14 protein-coding genes and 1 pseudogene are annotated in these 19,304 nt (G+C 67.1%); 6 read left to right on the forward strand and 9 right to left on the reverse strand.

What is annotated here, in order from left to right:
• Positions 1–123: 123 nt before the first annotated feature.
• Positions 124–1,716, reverse strand: a complete 1,593-nt coding sequence (locus tag ACFWU5_RS13185) for a GMC oxidoreductase (RefSeq protein WP_379267314.1) — start codon at positions 1,714–1,716, stop codon at positions 124–126.
• Positions 1,717–1,753: 37 nt separating this feature from the next.
• Here ACFWU5_RS13185 and ACFWU5_RS13190 point away from each other — a divergent pair, with 37 nt between their 5' ends.
• A complete protein-coding gene (locus ACFWU5_RS13190; protein ID WP_379267315.1) occupies positions 1,754–1,999 on the forward strand; it encodes a hypothetical protein in 246 nt (81 codons plus the stop codon).
• A 171-nt stretch (positions 2,000–2,170) separates the two neighbouring features.
• Here ACFWU5_RS13190 and aroB read toward each other — a convergent pair whose 3' ends face one another.
• The 4 genes and pseudogenes from aroB to ACFWU5_RS13210 form a co-directional block, all read right to left on the reverse strand.
• Positions 2,171–3,286: a 3-dehydroquinate synthase gene (gene aroB / locus ACFWU5_RS13195; RefSeq protein WP_379267316.1), complete on the reverse strand. Its 1,116-nt coding sequence runs from the start codon at positions 3,284–3,286 to the stop codon at positions 2,171–2,173.
• 800 nt (positions 3,287–4,086) lie between these two features.
• A pseudogene (locus ACFWU5_RS13200) lies at positions 4,087–4,773 on the reverse strand (shikimate kinase); the annotation flags it as partial.
• A 146-nt stretch (positions 4,774–4,919) separates the two neighbouring features.
• Positions 4,920–6,128, reverse strand: a complete 1,209-nt coding sequence (aroC, locus tag ACFWU5_RS13205; protein ID WP_379242504.1) for a chorismate synthase — start codon at positions 6,126–6,128, stop codon at positions 4,920–4,922.
• A 182-nt stretch (positions 6,129–6,310) separates the two neighbouring features.
• Complete coding sequence (locus tag ACFWU5_RS13210) at positions 6,311–6,766, reverse strand: prepilin peptidase (RefSeq protein WP_379267317.1); 456 nt, start codon at positions 6,764–6,766, stop codon at positions 6,311–6,313.
• Positions 6,767–6,926: 160 nt separating this feature from the next.
• Between ACFWU5_RS13210 and ACFWU5_RS13215 the strand changes: the two genes are divergently transcribed.
• From ACFWU5_RS13215 to ACFWU5_RS13230, 4 genes are all read left to right on the forward strand, one after another.
• On the forward strand, positions 6,927–8,048 hold the full coding sequence (locus tag ACFWU5_RS13215) for a M24 family metallopeptidase (RefSeq protein WP_379267318.1): 1,122 nt from the start codon (positions 6,927–6,929) through the stop codon (positions 8,046–8,048).
• Positions 8,049–8,112: 64 nt separating this feature from the next.
• Positions 8,113–8,676, forward strand: coding sequence for an elongation factor P (gene efp, locus ACFWU5_RS13220; RefSeq protein ID WP_379242244.1), 564 nt, complete (start codon positions 8,113–8,115; stop codon positions 8,674–8,676).
• 2 nt (positions 8,677–8,678) lie between these two features.
• On the forward strand, positions 8,679–9,197 hold the full coding sequence (nusB, locus tag ACFWU5_RS13225) for a transcription antitermination factor NusB (protein ID WP_379242243.1): 519 nt from the start codon (positions 8,679–8,681) through the stop codon (positions 9,195–9,197).
• A 2-nt stretch (positions 9,198–9,199) separates the two neighbouring features.
• On the forward strand, positions 9,200–9,466 hold the full coding sequence (locus ACFWU5_RS13230; RefSeq protein ID WP_379267319.1) for a YciI family protein: 267 nt from the start codon (positions 9,200–9,202) through the stop codon (positions 9,464–9,466).
• Between the two features lie 65 nt (positions 9,467–9,531).
• Here the strand turns inward: ACFWU5_RS13230 and ACFWU5_RS13235 are convergent, their stop codons facing one another.
• The 4 genes from ACFWU5_RS13235 to ACFWU5_RS13250 all read right to left on the reverse strand — a co-directional run bounded on the left by ACFWU5_RS13235 (position 9,532) and on the right by ACFWU5_RS13250 (position 13,355).
• Positions 9,532–10,431: an inositol monophosphatase family protein gene (locus ACFWU5_RS13235; protein WP_379267320.1), complete on the reverse strand. Its 900-nt coding sequence runs from the start codon at positions 10,429–10,431 to the stop codon at positions 9,532–9,534.
• The gene (locus ACFWU5_RS13240; protein WP_379267321.1) at positions 10,410–11,096 is read right to left on the reverse strand and encodes a hypothetical protein; all 687 of its coding nucleotides are present in this window, start codon (positions 11,094–11,096) and stop codon (positions 10,410–10,412) included. The genes ACFWU5_RS13235 and ACFWU5_RS13240 overlap by 22 nt, the downstream gene beginning before the upstream one ends.
• Positions 11,096–12,031: a hypothetical protein gene (locus ACFWU5_RS13245; RefSeq protein WP_379267322.1), complete on the reverse strand. Its 936-nt coding sequence runs from the start codon at positions 12,029–12,031 to the stop codon at positions 11,096–11,098. The genes ACFWU5_RS13240 and ACFWU5_RS13245 overlap by 1 nt, the downstream gene beginning before the upstream one ends.
• A gap of 70 nt (positions 12,032–12,101) precedes the next feature.
• Positions 12,102–13,355, reverse strand: coding sequence for an SLC13 family permease (locus ACFWU5_RS13250; RefSeq protein WP_379267323.1), 1,254 nt, complete (start codon positions 13,353–13,355; stop codon positions 12,102–12,104).
• A 90-nt stretch (positions 13,356–13,445) separates the two neighbouring features.
• On the opposite strand from ACFWU5_RS13250, the gene ACFWU5_RS13255 reads away from it, so the two are divergent.
• Complete coding sequence (locus tag ACFWU5_RS13255) at positions 13,446–19,187, forward strand: TIR domain-containing protein (protein WP_379267324.1); 5,742 nt, start codon at positions 13,446–13,448, stop codon at positions 19,185–19,187.
• Positions 19,188–19,304: the final 117 nt, after the last annotated feature.

The following is a 19,304-nucleotide window of genomic DNA, read 5'->3' on the forward strand; positions in this document are numbered from 1 at the left end:
GGTTCGCGACCTCGCCCCGCACGCAGTCACCCGAAATTTCTTCCGAGTACCCCAGCGGGAGCTTTCGCGGTTGGGTTGGCCGGGGGGCGGGTGGTATTCCGGCCCCACCCCTTCTCGTTTGAATCAGCGTGCCGCGGTGAAGAACTTGTCCATGCACCGCTCGGCGAACGCCGCCACGGTCAGTGACGGATTGACCAGCGCGGCGGACCCCGGCAGCAGCGACCCGTCCACGACGAACAGATTGTCGTACCCGTGCACCGCGCCATCGGTGGTGCAGGCCTTGCCCATCACCATGCCGCCCAGACCGTGGTAGCTGGAGTAGCTGCCCATCCCGATCTGCCGCGGCCACACCGGAACACCGTTGGCGGCGAACCCGTTTCGATCATCGGCCAACTGCTTGAACTTCCCCGCCATCCACTGCGAACGCAGATCCGCCTCGTTGCCCTCGGGGAAGGGGTAGTTCAGTTCGGCGCGACCCAGCGCGGCGTTGTAATCGATGGAACCGCGGTGCTGCGGGTCGGTGATGATCAGGTGGGTGGTGAGACTGTTCAAGTCGACCCCGCCGATCGGCGGCACGGCCTGCCACGCCATCGAGATCGAGCCGCGCTCATGGGTGTCGTCGTAGACCAACGCGACACCGGGACCGCCGTGGGTCGAGCCGTACGGGCGACGGTTGTTGAGACGGTTGAACAGGAAGTCACCGTTGGTGCCGTAACCCTGGCCCACATGCTGGTTGAGATTGCGCAGGTGTCCCTTCGCCTTCGCCGACACCAGCAAGGCGGGGGTGTAGTACGAGCCCGCCGCCATGAACAGGTAATCGGCCACGACCTGCGTGGTGCTCAGCGTGGTGCCGAACTCGTCGAGCTGGCGCACCGAGACCGTGAATTGCTTTCCGGATTCCCGGATTTCGGTGACCTCGTGCAACGGCTTGACCGTGACCTTGCCGGTCTGTTCGGCCCAGGCCAGGTAGTTGCGGTCGACGCTGTTCTTGGCGCCGGAGTTGGTTCCGTTGTTCATCTCGGCGATCGAAATGGAGCGCACCCGTTCGCCGGCCAGTTCGGCCCGCACGATGTCCCAGTCGATACCGAAGTCGAAGAAATGCGGTTCCAGGCCCGCGTCGGCGATGTCACGCAGCCACGACTGCGCACCGAGGTAGCTCGGGTGCGCGAGGATGTCGGCTGGCAGGGGACCACCGCCCAGGTTCTTGCGGGCGCGCGCGTAGTAGACGTCGGCCATCTCGGTGTAGCTGAGCTCGCGGGGAAAGCTGGCTTCGAAGTCGCGGCGGCGCGGCTGGGCGAGGAACCCGCCGAAAACCAGGGAACCGCCACCGACACCGGCACCGTAGAGCGACACCAGCCCGTTGCCGCGCACGGCATCCAAAACCCCGGCATAACGGTCGATCTTCTGCACCTGCTGCATCGGCGACAACACCGGCGAATCGCTGAACCAGGCGGCGCGACGATCGGGCGCGGAACTGGAACAGAACGTGTCACCCGCCGCAGTGATCGGCCACCGACGACCCCGCTCGAGCACGATTGTCTTGATACCCGCCGTACCCAGCCGGTACGCGGCAACCGCCCCACCGAACCCACTGCCGATCACGACCGCGGTCTTCCCCTGATCCGCCTTCGCGGACCCGACCCCCAACGCGCCTGCCGCGATCCCTACTCCGGCTGCACGCAGCGCCGTCCTACGTGTGAAACGAACGTCCCTCATGGCGCGGACTGTACCAATCGGTCTCCTACCGAGCACCGTGAGTTCCACTGTGCGGGTAGACAACCACTGTCGCACCGACTTCACCAACGGTTTCCTGCCGAGCGCCGCGAGTTCCGGTGTGCGGGTGGACAACTGCTGCCGCACGGACTTCGCCAACCGGTTTCCTGCGAGCACCGCGAGTTCCGTTGTGCGGGTGGACAACCGGTGCCGCCCGGACTTCGTCGGCTGGAGGGTCTGGTCGATCGTGCGTGCCCGGCGTGAGGTGCCGGGCCCCGAACATTAGGAACAAAGAAGGTGTGACCCCCCCGGGGGGGCGCCCCGCGCCAGGGAGCATATGGCCCCGCCCCAACAACACGGGGGGGGGCGGACGAGGGGGCCCCCCGGCAATGCGTGGGGTGGCGGGTGTGTGCTTCGGGGCGCCGCCGGGGGGGGGCGCGGCCCCCCCACGAGTCGATCAGAGCAGGATCGGACCGCCCGGGGTGGCCTCGCGGGCGATGGCCGAGTAGGCCGCGGCCAGCAGTGACGGGTCGGGGCCTTCGAGGCGGCCGGGCTTGGCCAGGCCGTCCAGGACCACGAAACGCAGCACGCCGGAACGGGTTTTCTTGTCGGTCTGCATCGCGTCCATCAGGTGGGGGAGGGCGTCGCCGTCGTAGGTGACGGGCAGGCCGACGCTTTCCAGGATGGTGCGGTGGCGGTCGGCGGTGGCGTCGTCCAGGCGACCGGCAAGGCGGCCGAGTTCGGCGGCGAAGACCAGGCCGACCGAGACCGCGGCGCCGTGACGCCAGCGGTAGCGCTCGCGACGTTCCACGGCGTGACCGAGCGTGTGGCCGTAGTTGAGGATTTCGCGCAGGTCCGATTCTTTGAGGTCGGCGGCGACCACGTCGGCCTTGACCTGGATCGCGCGACGGATCAGCTCGGGCAGCACCTCACCGGTGGGGTCAAGGGCTGCCTCGGGATCGGCCTCGATGAGGTCCAGGATCACCGGGTCGGCGATGAAACCGGCCTTGATGATCTCGGCCATGCCCGCGATGATCTCGTTGCGCGGCACCGTTTCCAGGGTCGCCAGGTCGACCAGCACGGCGCTGGGCTCGTGGAAACTGCCCACGAGGTTCTTGCCCGCTTCGGTGTTGATGCCGGTCTTGCCGCCAACGGCCGCGTCGACCATGGCCAGCAGCGTGGTCGGCACGTGCACGATCCGCACGCCGCGCATCCAGGTGGCGGCCACGAAACCGGCCAGGTCGGTGGCCGCGCCGCCGCCCAGACTCACGATGGCGTCGTTGCGGGTCAGGCCGATCCGGCCCAACACCTCCCAGCAGTAACCGGCCACGGCCAGTTCCTTGCCGTCCTCCGCGTCGGGGATCTCGATGCGGTGCGCGTCGATCCCGGTGTCGGCCAGTGCTTTACGCACCGCCTCCGCGGTCTCGGCCAGCGGCGGCTGATGGAAGATCGCCACCGTCCGCACGGCATTACCCGCGTTGACTGCCTCGACGAGATCGCCGAGCAGCCCGCGGCCGATGATCACCGGGTAGGGGTCGGCGGTACGAACCTCAATGATGGACGGCTCCGTCACGTGCGCTGCTCCGATTCTTTCTGGTCGTTGCTATTACGTCGTCCGCTACGCCGCCGCGGCTGCCCGCGTCTTCGACGTTCGTTGGTGATGCCCCCACGCTCCGCATCGCCGGCCTGCCCGCCCCGCTGACCCGATTCCTGCGCCCCGGCCGCGTTGCCCGCCGGTCGATCCGACGCCGGACGCGTGCCAGTCGTATTGCCCGCCGCTTGATCCGACGTCGCACCGGAAGTCGCGGGCTGCTCGCCACCGGCCCCGCGTGCACGGCCCTCGGCGCCGGAGTTGCGGCCCTCGGCACCGGAATTGCGGCCCTCGGCACCGGAATTCCGGTTGGCTTCGCGGCCTCCAGCACTCGACCTGCGGTTGCGCGTGCGACCTTCAGAGCTGGTGCGCCGGTTGCCCGCCCCACCTCCGCCGTCGGCGACAGGGGCTCCAGCGTTCTTATCGCGGTTGCCCGCGGTGTCCGCGCCGCGACTTCCCACATCGGCGGTGCGATTGCTCTGATGGTTTCTCGCGCCGGAGCCTTGGTCGGTCGCCCGATCCTGGCCGTTGGACTCGCGTGCGTCAGCCTGCTGTGTGTCGCGCGCGGTTCCGTTGCCTGCGGTTCGGGTGCGTGCGCCTCCGCGGCGCGACCTCGGGCGCCGGGATCGCCGACTGCCCGCCGCGCGAGGCTCACCCTGGGCCGGCCCGTTGGCGGGTACCTCCGGGATGGCGTCGGATTGTGGTGTGGCCGTGCGGTTTTGTTCGTTGCGAGTGGCCCGGTTCTCGGACACGGTCGCTTCCTGCGGGGCACCCGCGCGGCGGGTCGCAGCGGCACGCGTGCGCGCACGGCGCCGGGTCTTGGATCGATTGCTACCGGTGCCGGGCTTGCTGTTCGCCGAACCCGAAGGGGCAGCAGCGTTTCCGGTGTTCGCGCGCACAGGTTCGAGGTCGGTGCGCACCGATTCCAGGCCGAGCTTGGTCAGAATCATCCGCACCACCCGACCGGGACTGCGCCCATCGGTGCGCACCCGCACGGTCGCGATCTCGCGGTAGAGCGGGCGACGCTCACGCATCAGATTCCGGTACTTCGCGGCCGGGTCGCCACTGTTGAGCAACGGACGCGTGCTGCTACCGCCGGTGCGCCGAACCCCTTCGGACACACTGATTTCCAGGTAGACAACCGTCACGTCACGCAACAGTTCTCGGGTCCGCGCCGACAGCACCGAACCGCCACCGAGCGAGACCACCCCGTCGTGCGAGAGCACAGCGTGGCGAACCACCTGCTCTTCGATCCGCCGGAACTCCGCCTCACCGTCGGTGGCGAAGATGTCGGGAATCGTGCGCCCGGTGTCGTCTTCGATACCCGCGTCGGTATCGAACAGCGCCACCCCGAGTTCGCGGGCCAGCTTGCGCCCGATCGTGGATTTCCCCGAGCCGGGCAGCCCGACCAGCACCACGCGCGCCGCCGGTGCGACGCGGTCAGCAGCTTCGGACTCGACAGCCGACATCACGTCGAGCTCGACGGTTGTCCCAGCGTCAGGGTTGTCGGTCGCCGACGCCGCGGGCCCCGCGGTAGTCGGAGCGCCCGGCTCGACCATCGCCGGTGAGGGGCTCGCACCGCCCTCCGGCGCGGACCCCTGCTGCCCCTGCTCGGTCACGGGATACGGCTGTCCGCGGGCACGTGTGGGCGGCTGCCGATCCGCTTGACGTAACTGGTGATGTTGTCGACGGTCTCGGCCAGCGAATCGCCACCGAACTTCTCCAGCGCGGCCTGCGCCAGCACCAACGCCACCATCGACTCCGCCACGACAGCGGCGGCGGGAACCGCACACACGTCGGACCGCTGATGAATGGCGACGGCTTCCTCGCCGGTGGACATGTCGACCGTGGACAGCGCACGCGGCACCGTCGAGATCGGCTTCATCGCCGCCCGCACGCGCAGCGCCTCACCGTTGGTCATGCCGCCTTCGAGACCACCCGCACGGTTGGTCGAGCGCAGCACCCCGTCGGGGCCGGGACGCATTTCGTCGTGCGCCAGGCTGCCGCGTCGGCGCGCGGTCTCGAACCCGTCGCCCACCTCGACACCCTTGATCGCCTGAATGCCCATGAGCGCGGCGGCCAGTCGCGAATCCAGCCGTTGCTCACCGCTGACGAACGAGCCGAGCCCGATCGGCAGACCGTCCACGATCACCTCGACGACACCACCGAGGGTGTCACCGTCCTTCTTGGCCGCCTCGATCTCCGCGATCATGGCCGCTTCGGCGTCGGCGTCGAACGCGCGCACCGGGCTGGCATCGATGGCATCGAGATCGGTCGCGCCGGGAGTTACACCGGTGGTGTTGGCCGCGGCACCGATCGACACCACATGCGAGATCACCTCGACACCGAAAGCCTGCCGCAGGAAGTTGCGCGCGAAGGTTCCGGCGGCAACGCGTGCCGCGGTCTCGCGGGCACTGGCCCGCTCGAGCACCGGGCGGGCGTCGTCGAAGCCGTACTTGAGCATCCCGGAGTAGTCGGCGTGCCCGGGGCGCGGACGGGTCAGCGGCGCATTGCGCGCCATCCCGGCCAGAGCTGTCTCGTCGATCGGATCGGCCGACATCACTTCGGTCCACTTCGGCCACTCGGAGTTGGCGATCTCGATCGCGACCGGTCCACCCATGGTGCGGCCGTGGCGAACCCCGCCGACCAGGGTGACCTTGTCGGCCTCGAACTTCATCCGGGCGCCGCGCCCGTAACCGAGCCGGCGGCGGGCGAGCTGTGCGGAGACATCGTCCGATGTCACCTCGACTCCGGCGACCATCCCTTCCAGGAGGGCGACGAGAGCGGGACCATGGGATTCTCCGGCAGTTATCCAGCGCAACACGCCGACCATCTTCCCATGTCGGCGACCATGGTCGGGAATGCGGGCCGACGTGACGAGCGGCACGTGGGCGGCGCGCGCGCCCGCGCGATGGCGGCCACCGCCCTGATCCCGCCGAACCGACCCCATCCGGGCCACCGACAAAACATGGTCGCCGGCCTCACCCCGGCGCGTCGCACCGGCATTCATGCCAGCGCCATCGCGGTCACCGTGGCCAGGCACATGGCCGGACCATGCGGCACCAACCGTCGAGTAGGCGCCGCCCGAACTCGAGCCGCACGCAGCCGATCACTACCCAACAGCAGCACAGCCACGCCCGCCGTCAGCACCGGCGCGGCAAGAGCGGCCCACACCCACGCAGGCGGCCCGGCGATCGCAGCGGCCGCCCCCAATGCCACCGCCAGCTTCACATCACCGGCCCCCAGTGCGGCAGGCGACAGCAGATGCGTCACCAGATACGGCATCGTCAACAACGCGGCCCCGATCACCGCGGTCGCCAACTCCCCGGTCCATAAGGCGAACAGGAACACCGCCACCGCACCCACCCCGGTCAGGGCGTTGGGCAGGCGACGGGCATGAATATCGATGACGCCCAACAACAAACACCAGGCGATGAGGCAACAGAACGCGGCAGTGGTCATGGCATCGATCGTGCTGCCTGGCAAACACCGAAAACCGCCCTCAGCACAGAATGTGGATAACTTCCGCACATGTGAACAAACCCGTATCCAGTTGCCCGCCGACACGAATGACCGACCTAACGGTGCCGACGTGTCGCGAGTTCAGCGGTAGCGTTGACCCATGTGTGCTGATTACCCGGCTCCCGATTACGCGGCCCGACGCGGTGCCCTGCGGAGCCTGCTCGTGGAAAACGGCGTGGACGCGCTGCTGGTCACCGACCTGGTCAACATCCGCTACCTCACCGGCTTCACCGGATCCAACGCCGTAGTGCTGGTGCACTCGTGGGACATGCGCGATGCCGAGGACCGCACCGTGATCGGCACCGACGGCCGCTACTCCGCCCAGGTCGCCGAACAAGTCCCCGACCTGCAGGCCGAGATCTGCCGCGCCACCGCCCGCCGCATCCTGGAGCTGGCCGGCGAATGGCAACTGGGTCGCGTGGGCTTCGAAAGCCACGTGGTGACCGTCGACCAGCACTCGCAGTTCCAGGACCTGCGCACCGGCTTGCAACTTGTCCCCACCTCAGGCTTGGTCGAGCAGCTGCGCATGGTCAAGGACCCCTACGAAGTCGCCCAGCTCGACGCCGCCTGCACCGCCGCCGACCAGGCCCTGGCCACCCTGCTCGAACGCGGCCTGCTGCGCCCCGGCCGCACCGAACGCCAGATCGCCCGCGACCTGGAATGGGCCATGTTCGAACACGGCGCCGAGGCGATCTCCTTCGAAACCATCGTGGCCACCGGCGCCAATTCCGCCATTCCGCATCACCGCCCGACCGGCGCGATCGTGACCTCCGGCGACTTCGTGAAGTTCGATTTCGGCGCCGTGGTCAACGGCTATCACTCCGACATGACTCGCACCCTGGTCATCGGTTCCCCCGCGGACTGGCAGCGCGAGATCTACGAACTGGTCGCGGCCTCGCAACGCGCGGGAACACAGGCGCTGAAACCGGGCGCGCAGACCAGCGCGGTCGACGCCGCGGCCCGGATGATCATCGAAGACGCCGGGTACGGCCCGCAGTTCGTGCACGGTCTCGGCCACGGCGTCGGGTTGCAGATCCATGAAGCACCCGGAGTGGCCAAAACCAGTACCGGTACACTTCTGGCTGGTGTGGCGGTGACCGTCGAACCTGGTGTTTACCTTCCCGGCCGCGGCGGGGTCCGGATCGAGGACACCCTCGTGGTGCGCGAAGCGGGCCCGGAACTGCTCACCCGCACCAGCAAGGATTTGATCGTCGTGCAGTGACATCGGCGCCGAATAACGCAGTAAACCCCCAGTACGCAGTAACGAACGAGGAGATCCGAGGACAGTGGCGGACACCAGCGACTTCAAGAACGGCCTTGTGCTGAAAATCGAAGGTCAGCTCCAGCAGATCATCGAGTTCCAGCACGTGAAGCCGGGCAAAGGCCCCGCCTTCGTGCGGACCAAGCTGAAGAACGTCGTGTCCGGCAAGGTCGTCGACAAGACCTTCAACGCGGGCGTCAAGGTCGAGACCGCGACTGTCGACCGTCGCGACATGACCTACCTGTACCACGATGGCACCGACTACATCTTCATGGACGGTGACACCTACGACCAGATCTCCATTCCGGAGGCCACGCTGGGCAACGGCGCGCGTTTCCTGCTGGAGAACATGGGCGTGCAGGTCGCCGTGCACGAGGACGCACCGCTGTTCATCGAGCTGCCGGTCACCATCGAGCTGCTGGTGCAGCACACCGACATCGGCCTGCAGGGCGACCGCTCCTCCGGCGGCACCAAGCCCGCGACCCTGGAAACCGGCGCCGAGGTGCAGGTCCCGTTGTTCATCAACACCGGTGACAAACTGAAAATCGACTCGCGCGACGGCAGCTACCTCGGCCGCGTCAACGGCTGATCGTGACGGACTCCTCGGCAGACAAGAAGGGCTCGTTCAAGAAGCTCGGCGCGCGCCACAAGGCGCGCCGCCGGGCCGTGGACCTGCTGTTCGAAGCGGAAGCGCGCGATGTCGACGTCTCCGTGCTGCTCACCGACCGCGCCGACCTGGCCCTGCGTGACCAGAGCGTGGCCCCCGTGCACGCCTACACCAACACCCTGGTCGAAGGCGTGGCCAACGACCTGGACCGCGTGGACGGCACCATCGAGGGCTACCTGCAGGACTGGACCCTGCAGCGCCTGCCCGCGGTGGACCGCGCCATCCTGCGGATCGCGGTGTGGGAACTGTTCCACGCCACCGACGTCCCCCCGGTCGTCGCGGTCGACGAGGCCGTGGAACTGGCCAAGGAACTGTCCACCGACGACTCCCCGTCGTTCGTGAACGGTGTGCTGGGCCAGGTCGTGCAGGTGGCACCCCAGGTCCGCGCCGCCGCGGCCGCCACGGCCGCGGTCAAGTCCGCGCGCGACGAGGACCAGTCCTGACCATGGCCCGCAAGTACCTGGTGATGGCGCACCGCACCCCGCAGTTCGACGCCTCGGTGATCGAACCGCACCGCACCTTCCTGCAGGACCTGCTGGCCAAGGGCCGACTCCAGGAAAGCGGCGGCTTCACCAACAGCCCCGGCGGCGCCTACGTCATCCTGGCCGAATCCCTGCCCACCGCAACAACAATCGCCCACTCCGACCCCCTCCACACCACCGGAGCCTCGGAACTGACGATCTACGAATGGGAAATCACCGTCTCGGCATGAATCCCGTTGCCCGACAGCCGCACATCCTGCCTGGATGCGCGGCTGTCGTCGTTTGTGAGCCCGGTTCAGCGTGCCCGTTCGCCATGGGCGGCACGGTGATTCGGTGCCGAGGGTAGTCCTGTCACCACCACATCGTCGACCGACTTCACCACCTGGGCGAGTTCGTCGATGACGTCGAGCTCGCCGGCGAGGAAGCTGACCTCACCGTTCAAGTCGTCCATCGATTCGGGCAGGGGTTTTCGATCGAAATCGGTGATCTCGATGCCGCATTCACGCGCGAACAGACTGCCCGCGGGGAAGTCGATCAGCCCGGCACGGTAGCCGACGAAGCCGTGAATCAGGCCGCGGCCCACCATGATCCAGCACAGTTGCGGTGACCAGAGTTGGATCAGTCGTCGCGAGTTGGCTTCCAAAGTGAGACGCAATGCCTGGGCGGTCGCATCCGCCCGACCGACGGGGTAGCCCTGTAGCCAGGCCAGCACGGGTGCGCCGCCGGGACGTGGTGCGGTGGTGTGACGCACCGGGCCGTCGGGTCCGGTCGCACCGTGCCCGACCACCGCCGACCAGGTGTGACCGGTCATGGGTTCGTGGACGACACCGAGAACGGGAGTTCCGTAGTGGCACAGGGCTATACCGATGCTGAAGACCTGCAGGCCGACAGCGAGATTGTTGGTGCCGTCGAGCGGATCCACGAACCAGCACCACTCCGGTTCGTCCCCGTCGACCTCGCCTGATTCCTCGGCGAGGACGCGATGGCGGGGAAACGCTCGGCGCAGATCGCGCAGGATCATCTTCTCGGCGCGGATATCCAGATCACTGACCAGGTCGCCGCTGGCGTCCTTGACCCGCATTCCCAGCGGTTGTGTCAGCCGGGAACGAATCAGACTCCCGGCGCGAACCGCGGTGTCACGCGCCGCCGCGGCGGCTTGCTCGAGGGTGAAGTCTATGAGCTCGCTGTGTCGCATCGTTCCTCCAAGTTGCTGGGCGGGCAATCAGTTCGGAGGCGCGCCAACACAGCCGTGGCCAGTTCGCGCGTCTGGCTGGAACTGTAGGGAGTGCGTTCGACACGATGATCAGGGGTTGCGGGCTCACCCAGGGACAGGTCGAGCGCGCCCGGAGTGTGTTCGCCCAACGCGATAGTCGCCGCGGCACCGTCCACGGCGGTGACGTGGAAGATGCCGTGCGGCAGGGTGTATGTCTCGCCGCCGCGAAATCCTTCGCGCGATCGGCTGCGGAAGTGGACCGAATACGGTGTCGCGCACACGGTGTCGCCCTCGGCATCGCTGCGGACTTCGAAGACCCGATGAGTGCCCGTGCCCGAATCGTCTGTTATCTCGATGATCTCGTTGACCACGGTGCCGTACAGAATGTGACTGATCAGGTTCCAGCTGTGGGCGTGTACCAGCGAGGTGGTCGGCGGGGCGGGTCGATCGCTGGTCCACACGTGCAGGCAGATGCCGAAGGACTCGTGCCGCCACACGGGAAAACAACTGAACCCCAACGGGTGTCGCACCGCGGTCACGTCGGTTTGCCCGCTGGTCACGCCGACCAGGTAGTCGTGCACCCACTCACGCACCTGGGCGGCGGCGGCCGAGGTGAGCAGCGAGCGAAGCCGGGTGTAGGTGTCCATCAGTACGGGTTTCGGGGTTGCAGCGCGCGGCGGACGATGTCGGCGACGTCGCGATCGGTGTAGGTGGCAGGCAATCCCAGCCCTACCGCGTCGAACAGTCGGCGGGTCTGATCCACGGTCGGTTCGTCCGCCAGTGGCAGATCCTCGGAGCGGCTCAGTGGCACCTGTTTGGCCTGTTTGAAACTGGCGACCAGTTCGCGGCTGAAGTCGCGATAGTAGGGCCGGTCTCGTTCGAACATCAGCGCGGGCGTGTTCGGATTGTCTTGCGTGACAATGACGCAGCTGGTCGACAGGTCCCAGCGAAATGTCGTCATGACATGGGACAAGCCCACGTCGATGGTGAGGAACGTGAATCGTTGCCGATACCAGCAGGCCGCGAGCACCGTCGCGTAGGCCTCCTTGCGGGTGCGTTCGGTGGTCCACTGCTCGCCGGTGCGATCCGCCGCGGGAGTGAGCGAGGACCGGAACTGCGCATAGGTTTTGCACAGTGCTTCGTTGGACGGGTCGAGGATCTCGATCTGCATCCGCAGCGGTCGTTGCTCGCGTCGCGCGTTCTCCACGCACGCGCGCAGCGTGACGGCGCGCAGGTAGGTTCCGGTGCCGCCCTTGAAATTCCACTGCCCGGTGTCGCGGCGGGCGACGGTGTGCGCGTGGCCGATCTCGGGTCCGTAGAGCAGATGGACTGCGGTTGCGTCGTTCACCGCCTTGGTCGCAATGCGACGATCGCGCAACAGCGTGGCTGCCAGCAAGGCGAGGACCAGCAATATCGCACCGTTGATGACGCCTGAATCCAGGAAGCCATCTTGGTTTGAATCCATGAAGCCGTTCTGGTTCGACATCGAGTCGATCACAGCGATCACGCCGATCACCATCGCAATGGTCAGCGCCAGTACGCCATCAAAGTTGGTGCGTAACCAATTCAGCAGCCGCGACATCCCGCCCCCTCGCATCTGTTATTCCAGAATAGGCCGTCGGTCCCGGTCTGTGGGCGGAGAAATCAAGATGTCACGCAGTGAGTAGCAGCGCGGCGACCGCGGCCGTGGTTGCCAGCAGGGCCAGCGCGAACCCGGTGCACACGAATCGGAGCATCGGAACGCGAACCTCGTGGGTGCGACAGAATTCGAGTCCGATCAGCGTCGCGAGTGAGGCCCACGGGGTAACGATGGGCCCGACATTCGTTCCGATGAGCAAGGCCAGCAGTTGTGTCCCGTTCTCGGCGGGAATGACGGATTCGCCTGCGGTATAGGCCGGTAGATTATTGGCGACATTGGACAGTCCGGCACCTGCGGCCGCGGCCCGAAACGCTCCGGCGGTTCCGTCGTCGGTGCCGATCAGACCGTGCATGATGTCGCTGAGTCCCCACCGGCTCAACGTCGGTACGACCAGGAACAATCCGACCACGAAGATCAGCAACTGGATCGGGATCAGCGACCACCGCAGCGCCGACGGCCGCAAGATCGCGAACGCGGCGACCGCGATGCAGGCCGCGACCACCGCCGCGATCCCGATCTGATCCCCGACGATCGGGATCGCGGCGATGAACAGCAGGCACGCCCCCGCGGTCGCGTACTGCAGTGCCCGCGCGCGCGGACCGTCGATGTGCACGGGCTGCGGCGGCAGATACCGGTCGCTGTCGCGGTGTCCGCGACGCCAGTACCACAGCCACAGGCACGCCGTGGTCACCACGATCGACGCGAGCTGGGGTGCCCACATTCTGGCCGCGAATTCGGTGGAGCCCATGGCTATTCGGTCGGCGGCCAGCAGATTCGTCAGGTTGGACACCGGCAGCAACAAGCTCGCGGTATTGGCCAGCCACAGGGTCGTCATAGCCAATGGCAGCGGCGGAATGCCGGTCGGCTTGGCCAGCGCGAGGACCACCGGGGTCAGCAGCACCGCGGTGGTGTCGAGGTTGAGCAGAACTGTCGTGGTCGAGGCGAAAACCACGCACAGGGCGAACAGCGCCACATAGTTGCCTCGCCCCACGATGGCCAGGCGGTGGGCGATGACATCGAAAACCTTTGCTTCCCTGGTCAGTTCGGCGAGCACGATCACGCTGCCGAGAAACAGCAACAGCGGCCCGACCCGGCGCAGGTTCTCCGCGGCCTCGGCTCGCGGCAGCAGGCCGGTCAGCACGAATCCGACTCCTGCCACCAGCAGGCTGATCCGGATCCAGTCGAGCACCGTCAGGTGCGGTCGTCGACGCCGCGCCAACCACTCCCGTGGAGTGAGCGCGCGTGGCGGGTCGACCTGTTCGGGCACGGACCCATGATCGCATCACGGGTTCTCCGTCGTTGACGCGGAAGATAACGACTTCGCTCGAGATGGTCTGGGGGCGCGCATACTTGGGGTGTGACGGACCTGGGGCGGGCGCGCGAGTTCTTCTTCATCAGCTATTCACCGGCCGACGAGCGGTGGGCCACGTGGGTGGCGTGGCAATTGGAGACAGCGGGTTTCCGCACGCTGATCCAAGCGTGGGATTTCGTGCCGGGGACCAACTTCATCGATTTCATGGATCGTGGCGTGCGCGATTCGGCCATTGTGATCGCGGTGCTGTCGGATAGCTACCTGACCTCGCATTACGGAACGATGGAGTGGCAGGCCGCACTTCGCACCGACGAGCAGAAACTACTGCCGGTGCGGGTCGCGGACTGTGCTCTTGAAGGGCTGCTCGCGACCCGCACGTACCTGGATCTCGTCGGAGTCGCCGGTGCCGAAACCGCCCGAAATATCTTGTTGGACAAGGTCGGCCACATGCGCGACGGCCGCGCGAAGCCACTGCACGCACCCGAGTATCCGTCGGAGGGTTTCGCGGCGATCCGTGACCGGGTCGGGTCGAACAGTGGGGGTCCCGCACAGCCCGTCGAGCATCGGCGGACCCCGGTGGTGGCACCGACATTTCCGGGTGCGGGCGGGACCCGCGAATCCAGAAACGGGATCTCGGTGCTGCACGTGGCAGGCCCACGATTCGGGCGCGGTCTGTTCGGACGCGACGAGCCCGCCGACCCGGCCGAGTTGCAATCGCGGATCTGGGCCGACGTGATCCACCTGTCCGATCACGGTGTGCCGCCGCCGGACCTGATCGTGGTATCGGGCGATCTCACCGAATCCGGGCACCCACGCGAGGTCGACGCCGCGCTGACCTTCCTGACCGGTTTGCGCATCCTGCTGGGGCTCGAGCCCGATCGGTTGATCGTGGTGCCCGGCAACCACGACGTCAACAAGAAGGCGTGCGAAAGCTACTTCCTGCGCTGCGAGTCCCGCGATCGGCTGCCGCAGCCGCCGTACTTCGAGAAACTCGAGCAATTCGCGCGGCTGTTCGGCGAGCTGTATCAGGGGCTGGACCACCTGGTCTTCGACGCCGGTCAGCCATGGACCCTGTTTCCCATCCCGGACCTACGGGTGGTTGTCGCCGGGCTGAACTCCACGATCGCCACGACGCATCGCCCGGAGGACGATTACGGCAGCGTGGGGCAAACCCAGGTCGCCTGGTTCTCCGAACAATTGCGCAGTTTCGAGGCGCGGGGTTGGCTGCGGATCGGCGTCATGCGCCACGACCCGTTGCCGGGGACGAGCGACTCCCGGACCGACCCGGCATTGTTGCGCGACGCGTCCACGGTGACACGGCTGCTCGGCAATCGCTTGAATCTTCTGGTGCACGGTCCTGGCCCTGGTGGCTTCCACTGGGCTTGGCTCGGCGAGGTACTTCCCGTCCTGCCCGCTGCGGCGCCCGGCAGCGCGGAGATCATTCATATCACCGCAGAAGGACTGTCGCGCTTCAACTTCCAGCGGGACGTGCCCTCCGTCGCTGATGGTGAGCTGCCGATGGTCTGGTCGAATGTCACCGCGGCACTGGCCTCGAAATCCGACGCCAAGGTGATCGAGGCGACTGCCGCCGAAGGCCCGTATCCCGACGACCCGGTGACCGATCCGGCACCGGTGGTCGACCCACACGGGCGGCTGCTGGCGCGGATCATCGAAGTGTGCGAGGCGCGCTATCCCGGTGCGCGCATCCGGCGCGTCGAGTCGGACCCGCCGCACCTGTTCGTCACCCATCAACGTGACGAGGTGGCCGTGCAGTGGCGGATCGGCGCGCATCCGGAGGAACTGAACAGGCAGGCGATCGAGGACTTCCTGGCCCACGATCCCGAATTCGGGTCCGAACTCGTCTACAGCGGAACAGCGCCGTCCCGAGCGTTGCGTGAGGAGGCTTCCGGCCAGGGCCTGCGGCTGCGCAGTTTTCTCGAGTTCCAGGGGATGCTGGATCTCACCGACTACTTGGCGCACCAGCTCGCGGCCCTGCGTTCGGACCGCCGCTATCCCCCCGATCTGTATGTGCCGCAACGATTCCGACTGCTCGAACAGAGCGAACACGCGATTCAGGACGACCTGGTCGCCGAGCTGACCACCATCGTGAAGGCCGATCACGGCTGGTTCGTGCTGCTGCTGGGCGACTTCGGCCGCGGCAAAACCTTCGCGTTGCGTGAACTGGCCCGCCGGATCAGCGAATCCAGTTCCTCGCTGATCCCGATCCTGATCGACCTTCGGGCACTGGACAAGACGCACTCGGTCGACGGACTGGTCGCGGCGCATCTGGCCAATCACGGTGAAGACCGCATCGACCTGAAAGCGTTGCGCTACATGCTCGGTGAGGGCCGGGTCGTGCTGCTGTTCGACGGCTTCGACGAGTTGGTGACCAGGATCAGCTATGAATTCGCGGCCGAACACCTGGAAACCTTGCTGCAGGCCGCCGTCGGCAAGGCGAAGATCATCGTCGCCAGTCGCACCCAACATTTCGAGTCCAGAGCACAGGTGTTGACCGCGTTGGGCGAACGCGTCGGACTTCTCGACGACCGGCGCATCATCAGCATCGAGGAGTTCGGGCCGACCCAGATCCACGCGTTTCTCACCAACCGCTACGGCGGCGACACGCACCGCGCCGATGCCCGAATGCAGCTGATCAAGGGAATCCAGGATCTGCTCAGCCTGGCCAAGAACCCGCGAATGCTGAGCTTCATCGCCGATCTGGATGAACGCAGACTGCGCGCGGCGGTCGGCACGACCAACACCATCGGCCCGGCGGCGCTGTATCGAGAGATCCTCGATTCGTGGTTGCGCTACGAAGTGGACCGCACCGCCACCGTCGCCGGTTCGCTGCCGGGGTTGAATCTGGCCGAATTATGGGCGGGAGTCACGGCTTTCGCGCTGCGGGTCTGGGAGACCGGCAGGCCGTATCTGCGCGCGGCCGAACTGTCCGAAGTCGCGCGCGATCTCGTCGAGATGGCCGGCCGCGAGCGAATGTCGGTCCAGCAGTCGGCGCACGCGATCGGATCGGGCAGTCTGCTGGTGCGCACCGACGACGACCTGTTCGGGTTCATCCACTCATCGGTCACCGAGTGGCTGGTCGCCGACTACATCGCGCGGCGGATCAGCGCCGGGGAGCCCGCACCACACCTGGCACAGGCGCCGCTGTCGCTGCTGGTCATCGACTTCCTGTGCGATCTGGCCGAACCTCGAGCCTTGCGTACGTGGGCCGAGTCGATCCTGGCCGACGCGTCCGCCGATACCAACTCCCGGACCAACGCGCTGCGGGTGACCACCCGGTTGCGCACCGCGCCGAGCTCGGATCTGCGTGGGGCGATGTTGGCAGGCGAGGACCTGTCCTATCGCGACCTGCAAGGTGTCGACCTCAGCGGTGCCGACCTGACCGGCGCACGGTTGATCGGCGCGAACCTCACCCACGCGGTGTTGCGCGGTGCGCGGCTGGTGGGCGCGCGACTGGACGACGCGCGCCTGGTCGGTGCCGATCTCACCGATGCCGACCTGTCCAAAGCTCGGCTGGTCCGCACGGATCTGACCGGGACTCGCGGCGGAGGCAGCCGCTGGCAGCGCGCGGCCCTGCTCGACGTGATCGGCAGTCCTGGCGGCACGGATCTGCGTGGCGCGGCTCGCGTGCCAGGTTCGCCGGTTCATACCGAATTCGCTCCTGCCGCACTGGGAGTGCGCCACGGATTCCACGCCAGTCGCGGCAGACTTCCGCAGCCGATCGCCTACAGCCCCGACGGTGCCTCGGTCGCGGTGGGCAGCGATGACGGCGGTGTGCTGATCTGCGACGCCGACACCGGTCGGCCGCTGCGCATGTTGCAGACACACCGCGCCCGCACGTTCGCCGTCGCCTATACCGAGCAGGTGCTGGTCACCGGTTCCGCCGATGGCACGGTCGGGATCTGGGACGCGGCGAGTGGCGAACTGCGCCGGATCTTGCGGGGCCACGAAAAGTGGTCGTGGCCAGTGCATGTGGACCCTACCGGTGAACTACTGGCCACCGGCGACGCGCACGGAGTACTTCGACTGTGGTCGTTGCCGACCGGCGAACTCCGTCACGAATGCCGACCGCCCGACAGTGCCAAGTGGGTGATCTACAGCCTTTCGCTGCACGAGCACACACTCGCGGCGGCCTACGGCAACGGCATGATCCGACTGTGGGACATCGAAACCGGTAGGCAGAAAGGTGAATTCACAGCCGACGGTGCGGTGTACCGGATCGCGTTCGATGCGACGGGCTCGCTGCTGGTGGTGGGCGGCATCGACGGCATGTTGACGCTGTGGGATCCATCGACCTGTGCGGCGATCGGGAAACTGACCGGCCATACCGGCCGCGTCTACACCCTGGCCTTCCATCCTTCGCGCAACGTGCTCGCCTCCGGGGACACCGACGGCATGTTGCGGGTGTGGGATATGGACACCGGTGAGCTGCTCTACGCGCCGACGGAGCACAGCGCGGCGATCTACTGGCTGTCGTTCGACCCGTCGGGTGAGCTGCTCGCCTCCGGTGACAGTGCCGGACTGGTCTGCCTGCGCAGCAGCGAAACCGGCGATCTGCGTCATCGACTCACCGCGCACACCGGCTCGATCTGGCCGTTCGTGTTCCGGCCCGACGGCACCCAGCTCGCTGTCACCGACGATCAGTTCACCACTCGCTTCTGGGACCCGGCCACCGGCGCGTGCAAGAACCTGCTCGCAGGTCACGGCCGCCGAACCTCCGCCGTCGGATTCAGTGCCGACGCGACGTTGCTGTCCACCCGCGGCAACGACGGCGTGGTCCGGCTGTGGGACACGGTCACCGGCCGACTGGTGCGCACCGTGCAGGGCAGCGAGGATCACCTGCTCACCTTCGAATCCGCGCTGTTCAGCACGGTGCGTCCGCGTCAGCTGGCCACGGTCGGCAACGACGGCAGACTGAGCCTGTTCAACATCGACACCGATTCCTATGAGCGCCATATCAGTATCGAGTCCGCCCCGATCTGGGCCATCGCCTTCGCTCCGTCGGGCGAATTGATCGCGACCGCGAACGACGACGACACCGTCACCATCTGGAACCGGGCCACCGGTGCCCAGTACGGGCACTACCGCGAGCACCGCGGCCGGGTGCGGTCCATCGCGTTCAGCGCCGACGGTGTGCTCATGGCCTCGGGCTGTGACGACTCGGCGGTGCGGATCTGGAACGTGGAATCCGGGCAGTGCCTGCAGACCCTGCGCGGTCACCGAGACCGGGTGTACTCGGTGGCCATTCACGAGAACCGAGTGGCCAGCGTTTCATGGGACGGCAGCGCGCGGATCTGGGATGTCACCACCGGCCAGCCGCTGCACGAGATGAGTCGGCACACCGGAAAACTGTGGGCGGCGGCCATCGAACCTCGACGGGGGATCCTCGCCACCGCGGGCGACGACCTGGTGATCCGGTTGTGGGACATGGCAACCGGTCGACACCTGCACACCCTAGAAGGTCATCGGCGACGCGTGTCGACCCTGGGATTCGATCCGACCGGGGAACTGTTGGCCAGCGGCAGCGAGGACGGCAACGTTGTGCTGTGGTCCGGTGTAGCGAGCCCGACCGCGCCACCCACGATCCGCGCTGTGTTGCTCGGACTCCCGGAGGGGTGGGCGGCGTTGACCCCCGACGGGCGCTACAAATACGAGGGCAATGTGTCGGGGCAGTTCTGGCACGTCATCGGCACCACGCGCTTCGAACCCGGTGAACTGGACCAGCATCTCGCGCAGGTCGTGCGCGTTGCGGTGGACGCGCCGCTGTGAACCCGACGGCCTCCGCCGGTGGGTGTACGAGGAAACCGGCGGAGGCGCTACCGGCGCTGGGTGGGCGCGGTGTCGGGTGTGCTCGGGGCACGTTGACGAATACTGCTGCCTCGAGTG

The sequence above is a fragment of the Nocardia sp. NPDC058640 genome, assembly GCF_042716995.1.
GTDB lineage: Bacteria > Actinomycetota > Actinomycetes > Mycobacteriales > Mycobacteriaceae > Nocardia.